Annotated in this window: 9 protein-coding genes and 1 pseudogene; all 10 read right to left on the reverse strand. The window is 71.2% G+C overall.

Going from position 1 to position 15,535, the window contains the following annotated elements; all coding sequences use genetic code 11:
• Positions 1-414: 414 nt before the first annotated feature.
• Positions 415-573, reverse strand: a pseudogene (locus tag SM452_RS29885) (DUF2201 family putative metallopeptidase); the annotation flags it as partial.
• 299 nt (positions 574-872) lie between these two features.
• On the reverse strand, positions 873-2,630 hold the full coding sequence (locus SM452_RS29890; protein WP_355514102.1) for a hypothetical protein: 1,758 nt from the start codon (positions 2,628-2,630) through the stop codon (positions 873-875).
• A complete protein-coding gene (locus tag SM452_RS29895) occupies positions 2,627-6,076 on the reverse strand; it encodes a DUF5682 family protein (protein ID WP_355514105.1) in 3,450 nt (1,149 codons plus the stop codon). Before SM452_RS29895 ends, SM452_RS29890 begins: the two co-directional genes overlap by 4 nt.
• Positions 6,060-7,175, reverse strand: coding sequence for an ATP-binding protein (locus SM452_RS29900; protein WP_269700265.1), 1,116 nt, complete (start codon positions 7,173-7,175; stop codon positions 6,060-6,062). The genes SM452_RS29895 and SM452_RS29900 overlap by 17 nt, the downstream gene beginning before the upstream one ends.
• Complete coding sequence (locus SM452_RS29905) at positions 7,172-11,902, reverse strand: hypothetical protein (RefSeq protein WP_355514108.1); 4,731 nt, start codon at positions 11,900-11,902, stop codon at positions 7,172-7,174. Before SM452_RS29905 ends, SM452_RS29900 begins: the two co-directional genes overlap by 4 nt.
• Positions 11,899-12,807: a DUF4132 domain-containing protein gene (locus SM452_RS29910; protein WP_254187162.1), complete on the reverse strand. Its 909-nt coding sequence runs from the start codon at positions 12,805-12,807 to the stop codon at positions 11,899-11,901. Before SM452_RS29910 ends, SM452_RS29905 begins: the two co-directional genes overlap by 4 nt.
• Positions 12,808-12,963: 156 nt before the next feature.
• Positions 12,964-13,110 (reverse strand): hypothetical protein, encoded by a 147-nt coding sequence (locus SM452_RS29915; protein ID WP_355514112.1) that lies wholly within the window; start codon positions 13,108-13,110, stop codon positions 12,964-12,966.
• Between the two features lie 924 nt (positions 13,111-14,034).
• A complete protein-coding gene (locus tag SM452_RS29920; protein WP_281606333.1) occupies positions 14,035-14,469 on the reverse strand; it encodes a DoxX family protein in 435 nt (144 codons plus the stop codon).
• A 77-nt stretch (positions 14,470-14,546) separates the two neighbouring features.
• The gene (locus SM452_RS29925) at positions 14,547-14,993 is read right to left on the reverse strand and encodes a transposase (RefSeq protein ID WP_463841176.1); all 447 of its coding nucleotides are present in this window, start codon (positions 14,991-14,993) and stop codon (positions 14,547-14,549) included.
• Positions 14,915-15,373, reverse strand: a complete 459-nt coding sequence (locus tag SM452_RS29930; protein ID WP_463841175.1) for a transposase — start codon at positions 15,371-15,373, stop codon at positions 14,915-14,917. The genes SM452_RS29925 and SM452_RS29930 overlap by 79 nt, the downstream gene beginning before the upstream one ends.
• Between the last annotated feature and the right edge of the window lie 162 nt (positions 15,374-15,535).

A 15,535-nucleotide genomic window follows, 5' to 3' on the forward strand; every position in this document is an offset into this window, starting at 1 on the left:
ATCGAAGAAAATCAAAGCCCTGACCAGTGTTCCCGCTGGTCAGGGCTTTTTCTTTGTCGGGACGGCCGGATTCGAACCGACGACCCCTTGACCCCCAGTTTTACAACGATTCTGTCACGTGATGCCGGAACAGCTCGATACATCCGCATACCCGGACACAGCGACATCACGCGTCACGTTCTCATGCCATCGGATGTCGGGCACTCCTCCCCTGGCGAGCCCTCGCCGTTACCGGGTCCGTTACGGCGAACGGTCAAGGATTCGCCCTGCCGCCCCATCCAGACTCCACGGTTGACGAGAAACACAGCCCTCGGGGCGTCCTAGGATAGAAGTCCGGAGGCGTTCGGCGCCCATTGCTTTACAGCAGCCCGGATTCTTCGAGGCGCCCCATCGATCTGCTGCCGCCGGCCGGGCTCACCGAGCGGTGGGAGCGGATCCGATGGTGACCACGCGCGCCCACTCGGGTGGCGAGTCCGGCGCTTGGTCGGGATCGCTGTCGTCCCACCGGCTGACTCGAGGAAACAGTCCCACGACGGTTCGACAGCGCGGGGGTAGGGTCGGCCGGGGTGTCTGCCTTTGGTCGGCACGACGATGCCCGGTTGCCCGTCCGCGACCGAAAATTCGCTGCCCTCGGCGACGAGAGGAACGAGCGTGCAGTCCTGAGGGGACACTGGAGCGATGCGCCAACTTGGCGGGAAGCCGTCGTCACCATGGAGCCCGGCACCACCCACCTCGGCCGGACGATCCGGGACTGCTGCAAGAGTCAAGTCCGGGGTTTCGAGTCCTTTGACCATGTCGAGCCACATACTTTTCCCGCTCCTGAAGCACTACGGCAGCAGTGCTTGTCGAAGCGGACGTGTTCAGGGGCAGCATCAGGCTGACGGCTGCCACGTGGCTTGCCATGATCCTGCGGCTGCGGCTGTAGTCGCAGCGTGTTGGTAGGCCGCAGCGGTCAGCCAGGCCCCCGCCAGGGCGGTGGAGTCCTGCTGGTTCAAGCGGCCGAACGCGTCGCGGCTACGCCGGTGGCCCGCGCGCCGTAGCTCTCGGAGCACGGAGGCGGCTGTCGGCAGCTGGGCGTCCAGCAGCGCTCGCAGGTCCCGATCGACGTCCGGTATCAGGGCGCTGCGACCGGCGGCGACAACTCGTTGTAGGTGGTGGGCGAGGAGATGCAGCGGTGGTTGAGGTTGGTCGGCGTCCGGAGGCTCCGTGGTTGCGGCGCCGGGTAGGTCGGCGCGCTGTAGCTGGTCGACGCCGAGGTCGATGTGTCCGGCGAAGCGGTTCGGCAGCCAGGGCGCGGCAACGGCGAGACCGTGGACCTGGCGGGGTCCGTGGAAGCGCCCCACCATTCGTACCGGCCTGCCGGTGGCGTGGGCGGCGAGCAGGCGCAGGTTCGCGACGTACGGAAGCATCGGATCGTCGTGTGGGGCCAGGACGGTGACCGGCCCCGGCAGTTGCGCCGTCTTCAGGAGTAGGCCTCGCTGATCGGCGGCGAGGACGCCGTCGAAAAAGGCGAGGTCGTGGCCGGCGGGCCGCTCGTGTCGGGCGAGTTCCAGGGCGTTCAGCCAGCGTGCGGCCTGTTCGGAGATCGGTTGTCGCCAGAGGGCGTCGGCTGGTTCCTCGCGCCAGCTGCGGCCTGTGGTTCGTACGGCCTGCACTGTCCTGCCGTGGCTAAGGCGCCGGTCGACGGACGCATGGGCGTTGACGGCGATGATCCCGGCGCGGCCCAACTCGCGGTGGCTCAGCGTGACGTCGCCGAGGTTGACGCTTGAGTGTGCGGCGTTGCGGGCTGTGTCGCCGTCGCCGGGGCGTGCCTGCGCCAGGCTCCAGATCGTCGCATCGCCGTCGGTCAGGTAGCTGATCGCGCCGACGTGGCCGGTGGTGGTGCGCAGCGGCTCGGTGCACAGCCCGTACAGGTGCAGGTCGCCGACCGGGCTGTAGCCGCGCCGGCTGGTGCCCCGGGCGACTCGCTGGTCACCGATACCTTCGATTAGGAGGTGACAGACGGTCAGCGCCTCGCGCAGATCCTCGGTGAGGTCGGCCAGCCGGAATCCGGGGATTCCCCGGCGGGCTGCGCGCAGTTGTTCAACCACTCCGGTCGCGGCTGTCGCCAGTCGGGGCAGTCCGACGGCGCGGGCCTGGTGGATGGCGCGGAGCAGATCCGCCTGGGTCACCGCGCCGGCGCCTGCCACCCCGTGTTCGAGGATCTGGGCAGCGACGTCGCGTACCTGGGCGGCGGCGGCCTTCTCCTCGGCGGTGGTGGACGGGGCGGCGGCATCCGGCGGGTCGGCTTCGGTGGTCACGACGGCCCCGGCGGTGGCCACGTCCGGTCCGGCTGCGACCGCATGGTGTGGCTGCGTGGTCAGGACGGGTGCGGCGCTGAGCACCGCGGCCCGATGCAGGCAGCGTGGTGCGAGCAGGCAGTTGCAGGCGGCTCGGTCCGCCGCGTCGACCGGCGTGGTGAGGGTGACCGTGACATGGTCGTCCAAGGCGATCGTCGCGCCGGAGTCGGACGAGGTGATGGTCCAGGTCGGCTGCTTCCCGAGAGCTTGGTCGAGCTTGGACCGCAGCCGGGCGGGCAGAGCGGCGACGGCGTCGGCGGTGACGTGTGGTGCGACGTCCGGCAGGCTCATCTGACCTGGTCTCCGATCCAGCGGGCGAGTTCGGTGGGGCTCAGCGCGGCGATGGGCATCCCAGCAGCCACGAGTTGCCCGGCGACGGCGGTGCTGTAGCGGGGTTGGCCACGGTCGTCGAGGCTGGCGCAGCCGAGCAGGGTGACGCCGTCGTCGGCGAGCGCCCGGACGGCGGCCAGTAGTCCGCCGATGGGATGCCCCTCTTCGAAGTCGCTGACGAGCACGACGAGGCTGCGGCTGGGGGTGGTGACAATCTGCCGGGCGTAGCGCAGGGCGGCGGCGATGTGGGTGCCGCCGCCGACACTGATCTCCATCAGCAGGCTGAGCGGGTCGACGACCCGGTCGGTCAGGTCGACGACCTCGGTGGAGAAGGTGACGAAGTGGGTTCGCAGGGTCGTCACGCCGGCGAGGACGGACGCGGTCAGCGCGGCCCAGATCGTGGACGGTTCCATCGACCCGGATACGTCGACGAGGAGGATGACCTGCCAGTCGACGCTGCGTCGACCGCGGCTGCGGAAGACGAACCATTCGGGGCTGATCTGGGCCGCGCCGTGGGAGTCGATGTGCGCGGTGTGCAGGTTGGCATGGACGGTGGCTCCGAGGTCTAGGCGCCCGGTGGGTCGGCGGCTGCGTCGTGGTGTGGCGAGTCCGCTGAGTGCCGGTCTGATCTGTCGGGCCAACTGCTCGGTCAGCTCGGCGACGAGCCGGGCGACGAGTGGGCGCAGTCGGTGCAGCCGCGCCTCGGGCAGACCGCCGGCCAGAGCCAGGACGGTGTGCAGCAGTTCCACCGAGGGTCGGACGTTCTCGGGCGCGATGGTGAGGAGGGCGTCAGCGCGTCCGCGTTCGGCGGCGCGGGCGAGCACCTCGTCGCGTACTGCCGCGCCGAACAGCGCTTCGAGGTCGCCAGCCCAGTCGCGCACCTGGGGGTAAGCGGGTTGTCGTCCGCCGCCAGGTCCGGCGGTGGTGTGAGAGCCCTCTCCCCTGCCGTTCCCGTACAGCTCATCGAGCGCGGTAGCGAGTCGGCGGGCGCCCGGTGGCAGGTCGTCGCGGCGGCGGCCGAGCAGTAGTCGCCAGCGCTGCGCGGCGGGGAGCGTCTGGGGGCGGGATGCCTGGCGGGATTCTGCCGGGGGCGGTGGTGGACCCGACCACTCGGCGGCGCTGTCGCTTGTGCCCGCAGGCAGTCCGAGGGCGGTCAGGGCCTGGCGTCCCTTCTGGTCGACGGCGAGCCAGTCGGCGAGCAGGCTCGGTGCGACGGTCATCGTCGCGTCGAGGTCACCAATGCGGTGACGGACGGTGTCCAGAAGGCGGTCCCGATCGGCGGGGCTCAGCGCGTCGAAACCGCCGCGCAGCGCGGGCAGCCGGCGGATGAAGTGCTCGTCGTCCCAGCCGTCTACGGTGTCCAGCAGCGGGGCCAGCGTTTCCCCGCCGGCCTCCAGCAGGGCGCCGGCAACGCTGAGTGCTCCACGGAGTCGGTCGGTGCACTCGGCGGCGGGCATCTCGGCCCAGGACGCCAGGGCAGCACCGAACGCATGGGGCTCGGCGAGGCCGAGCAGCACCTGGACGGCGTGGCCCGCTCCTCGCATCAGCGGTGATCCCTCACGGGCGAGGCGGCTGACGGCGTCACCGAGCCGCAGCAGGTGGCCGCTGTCGTCGGCGTGCCGAACGAGGTCGAGCAGGGCGCGGGCGTCCCCCGCATCGGTCGATCCGGCGAGCCCGTTGACGGCGCGGACTGCGGCGGCGTGCAGGTGGGCCAGGTGCTCGCCGAGGCCCGCCGGTGGTGACGGCGTGGCGGGGATGTGCCCGCGTTGCAGCCGCTGGAGCAGTTGGCTGGCGGTGGCGAGTTCGGCGAGCGTGGCGGTGCCGGTCGCCGCGGCGTGCAGGTCGGCGAGGCGGACGTCGACGGCGTCGGGCAGGCCGCAGGCGGCGGCGCGCGCGAGCCCGGAGATGGCCTGTGCGGCGGTGGGGCCGCCGTTGGCAACCTCACGGCGGCGCCGGATGTTCAGCATGCCGGCGGCGGCTTGGGCGAGGGTGACGCCGTGCGGGCTGGCGGCGGCGAGGGCGGCTTCGGTGCCGGGCTGCCAGTGCAACCGCCAGCGGGTGGTGAGGGTGTCGGCCGTGGTGGTCTCGACCGGCTCGGCGTAGGGCACCTGGCAGGCCCGCAGTCGCTGCAGGGTGGCCTCTCGTCGCTGGTCGAGCGGGTTACGCAGCGGGTCGAGGCGAACGGTGCGAGGCGCCTCACCGGGGCCGGGCAGGCGCAACTGCCGCAAGAGAGCTGTGGTTGCGGGGGTCAGCCCGCAGACGGGTGTGTCCGGGCAGAGGTGACCACGGCGCTGTCCGATCAGGGTGTGCTGCATGGCGGCGGCGACCGCTCGGCCGCGGCCGACCGGCTCGCCCTGGGCGAGGACCGTCTGCAGCGCTTCGACGAGTTCACCGCGTCCGGCGGTGGGCAGGTTTCGCAGTCGGGCCAGATCGTGGGCGAGCCGTGTGATTTCGGCGGCCTCCGCCGGTCCCGTGGGGTGTGCCTGGTCCCGCAGGTGGCGCGTGATCTCGACGGCGAAGCCGCGCAGGCGGGCGGCCAGCGCGGTGGGGTCGGCATGAGCCTCGTGGACAGCCTGCTGCCAGCGAGGATCGCGGATTCCGGCGGGATAGCCCGACCGCGCGTCGAGCAGGTCGAACGAGTAGGGCACCAGCGAGATGACCGGTGCGCGCCGTGGCGGCTCGGCGTCGGGTGGTGTGTTGGGCGATGGCTGAGCGAGTGTGGTCAAGGCGGGGGCGTGGAAAGCGCCGACGACGACGGCTAGGCGGCCCGGGGTTTCGGCGATGCGTTGTCGCATCCATGCCTCGCGCCGCTGGTCGAGGGCGCCGATTCCGCCGGCGGTGGCATCGGCACGCAGCGCCCAGCCGACCGCCAGCGCCGATCGGCGTACCGCCTCGGGCGGTGAACCGGGGGCTGCGGCTTCGACCCAGCGGTCCCACAGGTCGTCGCCGGTCCGCCCGGTCAGGGCGGCCCGCACGGTGTCGGCGTAGCCGCTCGCCCGGGGGCCGACGGCCGGACGTTCCTGCCAGGCCGGGTCGGTCAGCGGCAGGTCGCAGCAGTGGGCCGGCACGCCTCGACGTTGCGCCCACCGCAGCGCGGCCAGCTCGGGGGAGAAGTCGGCGAACGGGTAGAACGCCAGCGGTCCGCCCTCGTCGCCGTCGGCGGCGGCGAGCGCGACCGGGGCGTGGGTGTCGGGGTGCGCCAGCCAGGACAGCCACGGCTGCATGTCGGCGGGCAACTCGACCAGCACCGCGTCCGGGGCGGCCGCGTCCAACAGGGCGGGGATCGCCGCGGCGAGCACCGGCGAGTGGTGCCGCACTCCGATCAGGGTGACGCGGCCGGTGTCGGTGAGACGTGCGACGGCGGCGCGGGGGTCGCCGGCGGTGATGTGGTCAGTCGCGGAGGACATCGCGCTGTTCCCAGAGCTGCCGCCACATCCGGCCGCCGGCCTCTGCGCGTCGGCGCAGGGCGCCGTCCCAGTACGCCAGCAGCCGCGCGTGGTCGGCCGGGTCGTCCTTGCGCACCACGCCCAGCAGGTGCCCGGGGAGCAGGGACAACGGATCCGGGCCGGGCAGATACGAGGTGGACAGGCCGATCGACGTGGCGACGGCGACCGCCTCGGCGGTGCTCATGACCGAGGACGGGCGTTCCACCTCCCAGCCCTCGACGGTGCTGCCGGTGCGCAGGTCACGGAAGGCGGTCACCAGTGTCTCCAGCACCGCCTCGTCCACCGTGTACGCGGCGCCGACCCGTTCGACGGTGGCGCGGGCCTGCCGGGTGACGAGGGCGACCTCGGCGTCGAAGTCGGCGATCGGCGGGACCACCTCGAAGTTGAACCGCCGTTTCAACGCCGCAGACATCTCGGACACGCCGCGGTCGCGCAGGTTCGCCGTGGCGATGACGCAGAAGCCGGGGGCCCCGTAGGCGACGGGGTCGTCGGCAAGCTCGGGCAGGACCAACCGACGGTCGGACAGGATCGACACCAGCGCGTCCTGCACCTCGGGCAGGCAGCGGGTAATTTCCTCGACCCGGGCGACGGCGCCGGTGGTCATGGCGGTGAGCACCGGTGAGGGCACCAGCGCCTCCCGGGACGGCCCCTTGGCCAGCAGGAGCGCGTAGTTCCAGCCGTAGCGCAGCTGTTCCTCGGTGGTACCGGCCGTACCCTGCACGGCCAAGGCACTTGTGCCGCAGATCGCCGCGGCGAGCAGCTCGGACAGCATCGACTTGGCAGTGCCCGGTTCGCCGACGAGCAGCAGGCCCCGCTCACCGGCCAGGGTCACCACACACCGCTCGATCAGGGCCCGCTCCCCCACGAACTTCGGCGCGATGGTGACCTGACGGCCGTCGGGGCCCGGCACGGGGCGGCCGGCGGAACCGGCGATGAACGTGACCACGGCATGAGGGGTCAGCCGCCAGCCGGGCGGGCGGGGACCACGGTCGGCGGCGGCCAGGAACGCCAGCTCGTCGGCGTACAGGTGCTCCGGCGGGTCGATCTGTCGGGTGCTCACGCCTTCTCCTGCAGGTCGAGGTAGCGGGGGTTGTCACCGGCGGTCACGCGATCCCACGCTGCGCGGTACAGCTCCGGCATGGTGCGGTTGACGAGGGTCAGTCCGTTGAGGAACAGGTACAGCGGCTGCTTCCAGGTCTCCATCGGCGTGCTGGGGGCCTTCGCCGCGAGCCAGCCGCCGGGCAGGAAGACGCCGCGGCCCGCCCGTTCCCGCTTGCCCGCCAGCACCAGACCGGCGTCGAGAAGAGCCGCCTGGGCCTGCTTGAGGGTGGCGGGCTTCCAGGCGTTCCAGGTCCGCACGTTGACATCGGTGGGGTTGGGCAGGGCCAGCAGCTGCAGGTAGTAACTCGCCGGGTCACGGTCGAGGCCGGTGTGAACCGCGACGGCGTCGACCAGCTCGGGTGCGCTGACCCGCGGGTCGCGGTGTTCGCCGCCGACGCCGTCGGGGGTGGCCAGCACGGCGGTGATGTCCGGGGAGAGCACCAGCCGCAGCGCGTCCGCGACCGGGCCGGAGATGAAGCTGACCGCGGGATCATGCGGTCCGTTGAGGCGGGCCGGGGCGAGATGGTGCACGACCGTGTCCCGGAAGGCGTGTCCGGGCACTAGCGCCGGCCCCGCCTGGGGTGGCTCGTCCACCTCGTGTCGCCCGGCGCCGATCAGCAACCGCGGGTTGCGCAGCCGCTCCCGCAGCAGCTCCAGCGCCCGAGGCAGGGCGTCGCGCATCGGGTCACCCCACGGCAACTCGTACGCCAGCCACAGCAGCGCCACCGTGCACCCGTACAGGTGGTTGCCGTCGAACGGGGTTCCGCTGGTGGCGGTGGTCTCCAGTCGGCCCCAGTCGCCGGGGCGGCTCTCGCCGTCGGTCGTCAGCCAGCTTCCCGGTGCCGGGTTGGCGATCGTCTGCAGGATGTCGGCCGCTTGGGGCGTGGGCAGGACACGGGTGGCGTCGGCAAGCAGGTGCTCGCCGATGACGACGCGGACGCCGCGCAGTGCCAGCCAGGCCGTCGCCAGCCCGTCGACGTCCGGGCCCCGCCGCCACAGATCTGCCGGGTCCCGCGGCATCGCCGCGTCCACCAGCGCGATCCGCTGCCCGTACGACAGGGACTTCAAGGCGTCGCGGGCCGCGCGCGCCTGCGTGGTGTTCACGCCGAGGATGCGCCGCTGTTCGGCGGTGAGGAAGTTCGCCTGCCACTCGTCGATGCCGGGAAGACCGGCCAGCAGCAGAGCGGCCTCCGCCCGCGTCATGCCGGTGCGCTGCACCAGGTCATCGACGCATTCCGCACGCCAGCGGGCCGGGCCCTGTTCGGCGAGCAGTCGGCAGAACGCCGCGATGCGATCGGCGCCGCGCCAGCCGGCCGCGACGATCTCCGCCTCGACGGTGGCGCCCGACGGCGGGGTGAACCGCCCGTCCGGGGACAGCTGCACCGCCGTACGCCGCCACTGCTTGCTCCGCCCGGCGTACCAGGTGGGACTGCGCTCCGGCAGCAGCACCGTCACCTGGCCGCCGTCGCGCTGAACGGTCCGCTGGCTCTCCGGAGGTGCCTCGTCCCAGGTCACGGTGAGCACCCGCACGGCCTGCCCAGGGTCGGAGAGGATGGTACCGGCCAGGGTGGACACCAATTGCGTCAAAGCGGCCCGCTCCTGCTCGCCGGTCACCAGTGCGGCGGCGCGGACGGCCAGGGCGCCGAGTCCGCCGAGGGCGTCCACCCACGTCGGGGTGGCTTCCGGTACGTCCTCGACCGTCCCGGCCGTGAGAAGGTCCGCGACCGCGGTGACCTGCCGGAGAACATCGTGCCGGGTCTGCGCTCTGCCCGAGTAGTAGGTGAACCTCTCCGCCGGCAGCAGCCCCGACCAGGCGGTGCGCAGCACATCGTCGGCGACGGTCTCGACGGTGCTCTCCTCGACCGGGTCGGTCGCCAACAACTGTGGCAGCCCCTCCAGTCGCCGGCGCAGGCGTACCGCGCGCACCACCTTGTCCGCCACGGCGGAACGCAGGACGGGGTCGGTCACCTCCGTCAGCACCTCGGTGACGATGGCCAGCGCGGCCGCATTGATTTCGGTGGACTTCGTGACGGCGTCGGCGATTGCCATCAGCCGGGCCGCGTCGGCGGCGTCGATACGCCGCAGGCGGGCCGAGCCCTGCCCGTCGCGCGCGCCCAGCGCGTGCCACCAGGCCAGCGGCGGCAGGTACCGGGATGTCCTGCAACGGTCCACCGGCTCGCGGCCGTCGGCGCTCCACACCGTCAGCTCCAACTCGGCCCGGTGATGGGGCCGCCCGGTCACCGGAAGTACCACGTCGCTGCCCGGCAGCTGGAGCCCCGCCACCAGCGCGTCACTGTGGAACGGGTTGCGGCTGGCCCGCACCGCGGTCGGGTGCCAGGACACCCGCCGCCCGTCAACCCCCTCCCCCACCTGCGTGCCGTCCGGCAGCCGGGTCACCCGCCACCCCACCAGCCCGTCCCGCCAGCCCAGCGGCGACGAGGCGAACTCTGCCGGAGCCGGCCGCAACTCACACCGGTCAGCCAGGAGGACCCCGTCGCGCGGCAGGTCGGTGGCGAAGAACGCGGGCAGGCTGTAGCGACCGCCCTCGCCCGTCGCCGGGTCGTACTCCCGCCAACGCCGCTCACCGGCCGTCGGGTCGGTGGGCCGTTCACAGCGCCAGAACGAGACCCCGTCACTGGCGACCGGATATGTCCCGGCCGGGCCGCGGGTGTCTCCGGCGTGCCAGGGCCGACCACCCGTGGTCGTCGCGCCTTCGGGCAGCGGCAACGGCAGCGACCGTCGGCCCCACAGGGCGTGGTCCGTCGGTTGGTCGGGCTCAACCAGCACGTCCGGGTCGGCGGACCAGTAGCCGACAAGCCGGCCGCTGGTGCTGTACCAGGTGACCAGGAGCTGCCCATCGACCAGCCGACAGCTGGTGTCGGAGTAGGAGTTGCGCGCGTGTGGGCTGTCCGATGGCGGATACCGGAAGATGTGTTCGCTGATCAGGCCGTTGACGTCGACGACGTGCGCCGTCCGGTTGTCCTGCACCACCAGCTGCGGCCAACCGTCGCCGTAGCGTCGGCCGAGTTTGTCCTCGGCCACCTGCTCATAAGCCGGCCACGACAGCTCAGCGACCAGGCCGGCGCGCAACGACCGCGCGAGCACCGCAGGCACGTCGACCCGCGCCAAGGCGGTGAACGCCTCCGGTGCCAGCGCCACGCCGGCGGGCGACCACACGGCCGCGAGCTGGGACAGTGCCTCGTCCAAGCCGATCAAGGTACCCTCCGGCATCCGAGCGGCCCGTTCGACGAGCAGCTCGGACAACACCTCGCGCAGGCCGGCCGCTCCGAGCGTCTCGGTGACCAGCTGCGCCGACAGTGGCTCCGACCCGTGCCTGCTGTGCAGCCCCGACAGCGCGTCGGCCGCCCCACGCGCCAGCAGCACCCGACATTCGGGGTCGGCGGCCACGGCCCGCAGGTCTCGCCGGCCGGGACCGTCGTCCTGCACCCAGGCGGACACGTTGAACGCACTGCTGTCTGTCTCCACCGCCACCGGCACCCCGCCGGTCAGGCAGACGTCGAGAACGTCCAGGTCGGCCCGGTGAGCGAAGTCGCTCCACAACCTCACCGGCCGGCCCTCCGCCCGCAGCCGCGGCACCAGGTTCGCCACCACACGGATGAGCCTCTCGCAGCGGCGTCGGCTGCGCCGTTCCCGCAGCGCCATCAGCCGCTCCAGCCATCGCGCCGCGGACACCGCCGCCGCCTCGTCCCGCAGCAGATCGAGCGTGCCGGCCGCCTCCAGCAGCTCCAGCCAGAAGTCGGTGACATCCGTCGACCAGCCCGGCGGCTCGGGGAACATCTCCACCAACCGGGTACGCACCGCCGGGTCCCGCCTGGCCAGCCGCATCAGGGGTTTGCGGTACGCCTTCCACACCGGCTCGCTCGAGCGAGCCATCGCGGGGAACGCCAGCAACTGCCGGATCACCGCCTCGGCCTGCTCCTCGACGTCCACGCCGGCCGCCTTCGCCAGCCGTCGCAGGTCCTCGGCCATTCCCGCGTACGGCGGCAACCCGCCGGCGACGCGACGAATGGCAAGGGTCCGCACCAGCTCGTACGCCTCGAGCGCCGGCCGCCGTGCCGCGACCGCGCGGGAGTACTCGGTCAGCATCTTCGCCGTCAGCGCACCGGCGAAGGCGAACTCCAGATGCACCTCCCGCAGCCGCTCCTCGTCCACTGCGAGCCCGTGCATCTGTTCGGCCCGACGGGCCTCGGCGAAGCAGCCGCCGGCCATCCGCGGATTGTCGGCGGCGAGGAACGCCCGCCCGGCCTGCTCCCAGAACGTCGGCAGGAAATGCGGCGCCGCTGCGCCCAGCCGAGTGGCCAGTTGCTGGTAGCCCTCGCGGGCGTTACCCGGCTTGGAGGCGGCGGTCCGGGCCAGCCGCGCCATGTCCTTGACCATTGCCAGTGCGTGTCGGCCGTTAGCGGGATCGTTGATCAGCGCCCAGGCCGGGAATCCGAGCGACTGCCGACGGGCCGTGCCCACCGGCGTGGGTTCGACGCTGCGGCTGAAGCCGAGGAACTCCATCGACAGATCCTCGGCCTCGCCGAGGGTGGCGCCGGCCAGACGCACCACGGCCCGGCCACTGAGCGCCGGATGGGTGTAACGGCGGGCGGTCACCACGTCGCGTCCCGCCTGCGCCTCACCACCGGGCAGGATGGCCCCCGCCTCCAACAGTGCCTCACTCACGCCTGCTCACCGTCCTCGTCGACAACCCGGCCGGCGTACAGGTTCGCCGCCATCCGCATTCCTTCCGACCACGCCACCGGTCCCACCGCCGCCAGCGCCACCGCCTCCCCTGCAGGACCGGTGAAGTTGAGTGGGCCGGTCTCGGTCTCGTACAGCGGATCGCCCTCGCCGATCCACAATGAGGCGACGATCGGAATACCGTCCTCCCACACCCGCAGCGACGCAGCGCCGCCCTGCACGCGGTAACCCGCCGACGTCGTCCTCGCCTGCACGTGGCGCAACTCCTTGTAGCGGCCGCCGGCGTACCGGGACACCTCCCGCCGTCGTTCGTCGTCGGACTCCGGCCGCGTCCACACCTCACGGAACAGCTGCAGCGTCGCCTGCCGCACCCCCAGGTCGGCGGCGAACTCCCGCAGATCCGCCAGTTCAGGCAGCCGAACCGGGTGAGGCAGAACAACCTGCTCGACGGTGAGACGGCCACTCTCGCCATCCAGGTCCACCACCCCGAGACCCTTCTCGGGGTCCGCGTCACGTAGCAGCCCCGCCCGGTCGGTATCCCATCGCCCGGCGTCGTCGAGCGGCACCACGACCAGATCACGCAGCGGAGTCCGCCACGAGTCGTCTGCCCAGACCTCGCAGATCACCGTGGTGGGCACCGGGAGAGACCGGATCATCCACTGCTCGACCTCACGCCGGCAGGAGAGCTCGTGCCGCTTCAACCACTCCGACAGCTGCCGCAGGCCGACCACCACGTCGGCATCGCGCAACGCCTTCGGCAAACTCTTCAGCGGCTTTCCCTGGCGGTTCCGCGCGACCACCCGGCCGCGCTCCAGGCTCACCTCGTAATCGGCACCGGCCGACAGCCAGCCCATGTTGATCTCCTCCCGGCGGGCAGTGAGCGGCATTGTGCCATCCGGGACCGACACTGGAAGATCACCGTCAACGGGATGCGCAGACCCGCGACAGCCGGTAGCACCTGCGGGTCGTCGACCTCCGGTAGCGCCGCGTGTCGGCCGAGTTGAGGATGGCCTGCTCGACGATGCCCGGGTACTGGCCACCTGTCAGGCATGTTTGTCACGGCCCACCGCCAGCAGCACATCGACCAACTCCGAGCCGTACGTCAGCTGCTGGCTGATCTCTCGACGCAGCTCCTCCAGAGCCCACGCCATCGGATCGTCGCTGCCGGCCGTTTCCACGGTGCCGATCAACGGCGCCCGTCGCGTTGGAATCCCTCGCCAACTCCTCCCGGTGAACCCGGCGTGCGCCAGTGGCGACGAGCATCTCTGCCACAAGGGGGAACCGATCGATCCCGCGCGTGATCCACCCAGCCGCTGTGAACCGTGCGAATGGGCCATCGCCTGTGGCGTGAAATGCCCGGGGCGAGCCTTCCCTGGGCGGCCACGACCTCGCGATCTCCTGCAGGCGTCGGCATCGGGCGCAGCGGCCATCGCGGCGATCCGAGGGGATTGCGCGAAGCGACAGCCAGCAGCATCCGCAGCGCTTGACGCGGAATCAAGAACCACAATGCCGCCCCGTCCAGAACCCAGACGAAGCGGCAGGTCAGAGCGTTCCGAGTTCAGCATGCCGGCGGCAAAAGCTCATCGCCGTTACTGCCAACAAAGATCATCCGTTACCGGATGTTGCCGCCGTCACCGGAGAAGATCTTCATCTTCCCAGGTCAACCGGTCGGGACGGCCGGATTCGAACCGACGACCCCTTGTTACCGAAAGTAACCACCGCAACGTCGCTATCGGTTGTCGCATTTGGTCGATGAGCTGCACAGATGCAATCATGCGGTGATCGCCACTTGTCACTGATTGTCAATCATGAGTGGAGGTTTTCGGGGGGTAAACGAGGGGCGACGACAGGTCATCACCAGGTCCACGGCGCCCCGGTCCCCCATCAACAGCGCACCCGTCAAAGTCCGGGGCGTCCACCCGGTCGCCGCAGTCGCGACCGTCGAGAACGGCCCACCCCGTTCATCGTGACACTCTGCTCGCAGGCATGGGGGTTCGTGTCGGTGCGGCGACGGCATCTGGGCATACATGGTCGTCATCAGAGACGATCTGGAACTGGCACCCAGGGAGCGATCGGCAAACGGGCTGACGATGTCGTTGGATTCGGCTCGTGTGTCAGGGACGACGGCGCAGTGAGCGCAGCGTTGAAACCCCGTCGGTGGCGGCAAGCGCCCAGACCACGAGCAGCGGCTGGAAGAGCAGGCGGACCGCCCGTGCCGCGTCGGTATCCAGGCCGAATCCGTCACGCCCTTCGGTGAACTGAGCGATGTTGCCCGGGAAGACCGCGACGAAGAAGGCCGCTACGACCGCTCCAGTGAGGCCACGTACAGGCTGTCTCCAAGCCGCGAGCAGGGCCAGCCCGAGACAGATCTCGACCACTCCGGAGGCGACGACGACGAGATCGGCGTCGAGCGGGAGCCAGGAGGGCACCTGCGCCAAGAACTCCTGGCGCGCGACTGTCAGGTGGGCGATGCCGGCAACGAGCAGCATCGCGCCCAACGCGACCTGGCCGACCGCGCCCGTCAACCGTCGGGCAAACGTGGAGGTCAAGGTGTCTCTCCCGTGGCGTGAACGAGGGACGGACGGCCGGCCCGCTGCGGGGGCGGCTCCCACCACCCTAAGAGCTCCTAACTCTTCGAGTGTTGGAGTCGGTGCCAGCAGATGATGGCGCCGGCGAGGGTGAGGAACGCTTCGTGGATGTCGTCGCGGATCTCCCAGCGGATGCGCAGGCGGCGGAACCAGTGCAGTAGGGCGATAGTCTGCTCGACGATCCACCGGCAGGTGCCGAGTCCGGAGCGTGGCCGGTGCCGCGTCGGGCGATGACCGGGGTGATGCCTTCGGCCCCGAGGTCGCGTCGGTAGCAGTCGTAGTCGTAGCCCGCGATCGGCGTAGATGCGGTCGGGTCGCTGCCGGGGCCGGCCGCGGATGCCCTTGATGCGGGGGACCTTGTCGACCAGGGGCATGAGCTGGGTGACGTCGTGACGGTTGCCGCCGGTCAGTGCCGTGGCGAGGGGGATGCCGCTCGCGTCGGTGATGATGTGGTGTTTCGAGCCTGGCTTGCGGCGGTCGACCAGGCTCGGACCGGTTTTGGGCCACCCTTGAGCGCCCGGACGTGGGAGCCGTCGATCACCGCCCAGGACATGTCCAACTGCCCGGCGGCCCGGAGTCTGCCGAGCAGCACCTCATGCAGTCGTTGCCACACGCCGGCGTCATTCCAGTCCCGCAACCTGCGCCAGCAGGTCATGCCCGACCCGAACCCAAGCTCCTGGGGCAGGTACTCCCACGGGATCGCGGTGTAGAGCACGAACAAGCTCCCGCACAACACCTTGCGATCATCGAGAGGCTTGCGGCCCGGGAACCGATGACGTCGGGCCGGGCGGGGTGGCAGCAGCGGTGCGACCTCGGCCCAGAGTTCGTCCGAGACGATCCACGGCGGCTGCTCACCCCTCCTCACGTTCAGACAGAACGATCCTCACGTCCCGAGGACACGCCCAACATCATTTCGTTAGGAGCTCTAAGAGCGTGTTTGAGAAGGTCTGTTGTGGACGGCGTGGTGGCATGACTTCCACCGGCGAGACGGGCAGGGTGGCGCGGTGTCTGCACGCCGTGGCTACCC

The sequence above is a fragment of the Micromonospora sp. SYSU B005 genome (assembly GCF_055362685.1).

Excerpts from the sequence above, each read along its gene's own strand:
- SM452_RS29890 (WP_355514102.1), bottom strand. The coding sequence starts at position 2,630 with ATGAGCCTGCCGGACGTCGCACCACACGTCACCGCCGACGCCGTCGCC.
- SM452_RS29895 (WP_355514105.1), bottom strand. The coding sequence starts at position 6,076 with ATGTCCTCCGCGACTGACCACATCACCGCCGGCGACCCCCGCGCCGCC.
- SM452_RS29910 (WP_254187162.1), bottom strand. The coding sequence starts at position 12,807 with ATGCCGCTCACTGCCCGCCGGGAGGAGATCAACATGGGCTGGCTGTCG.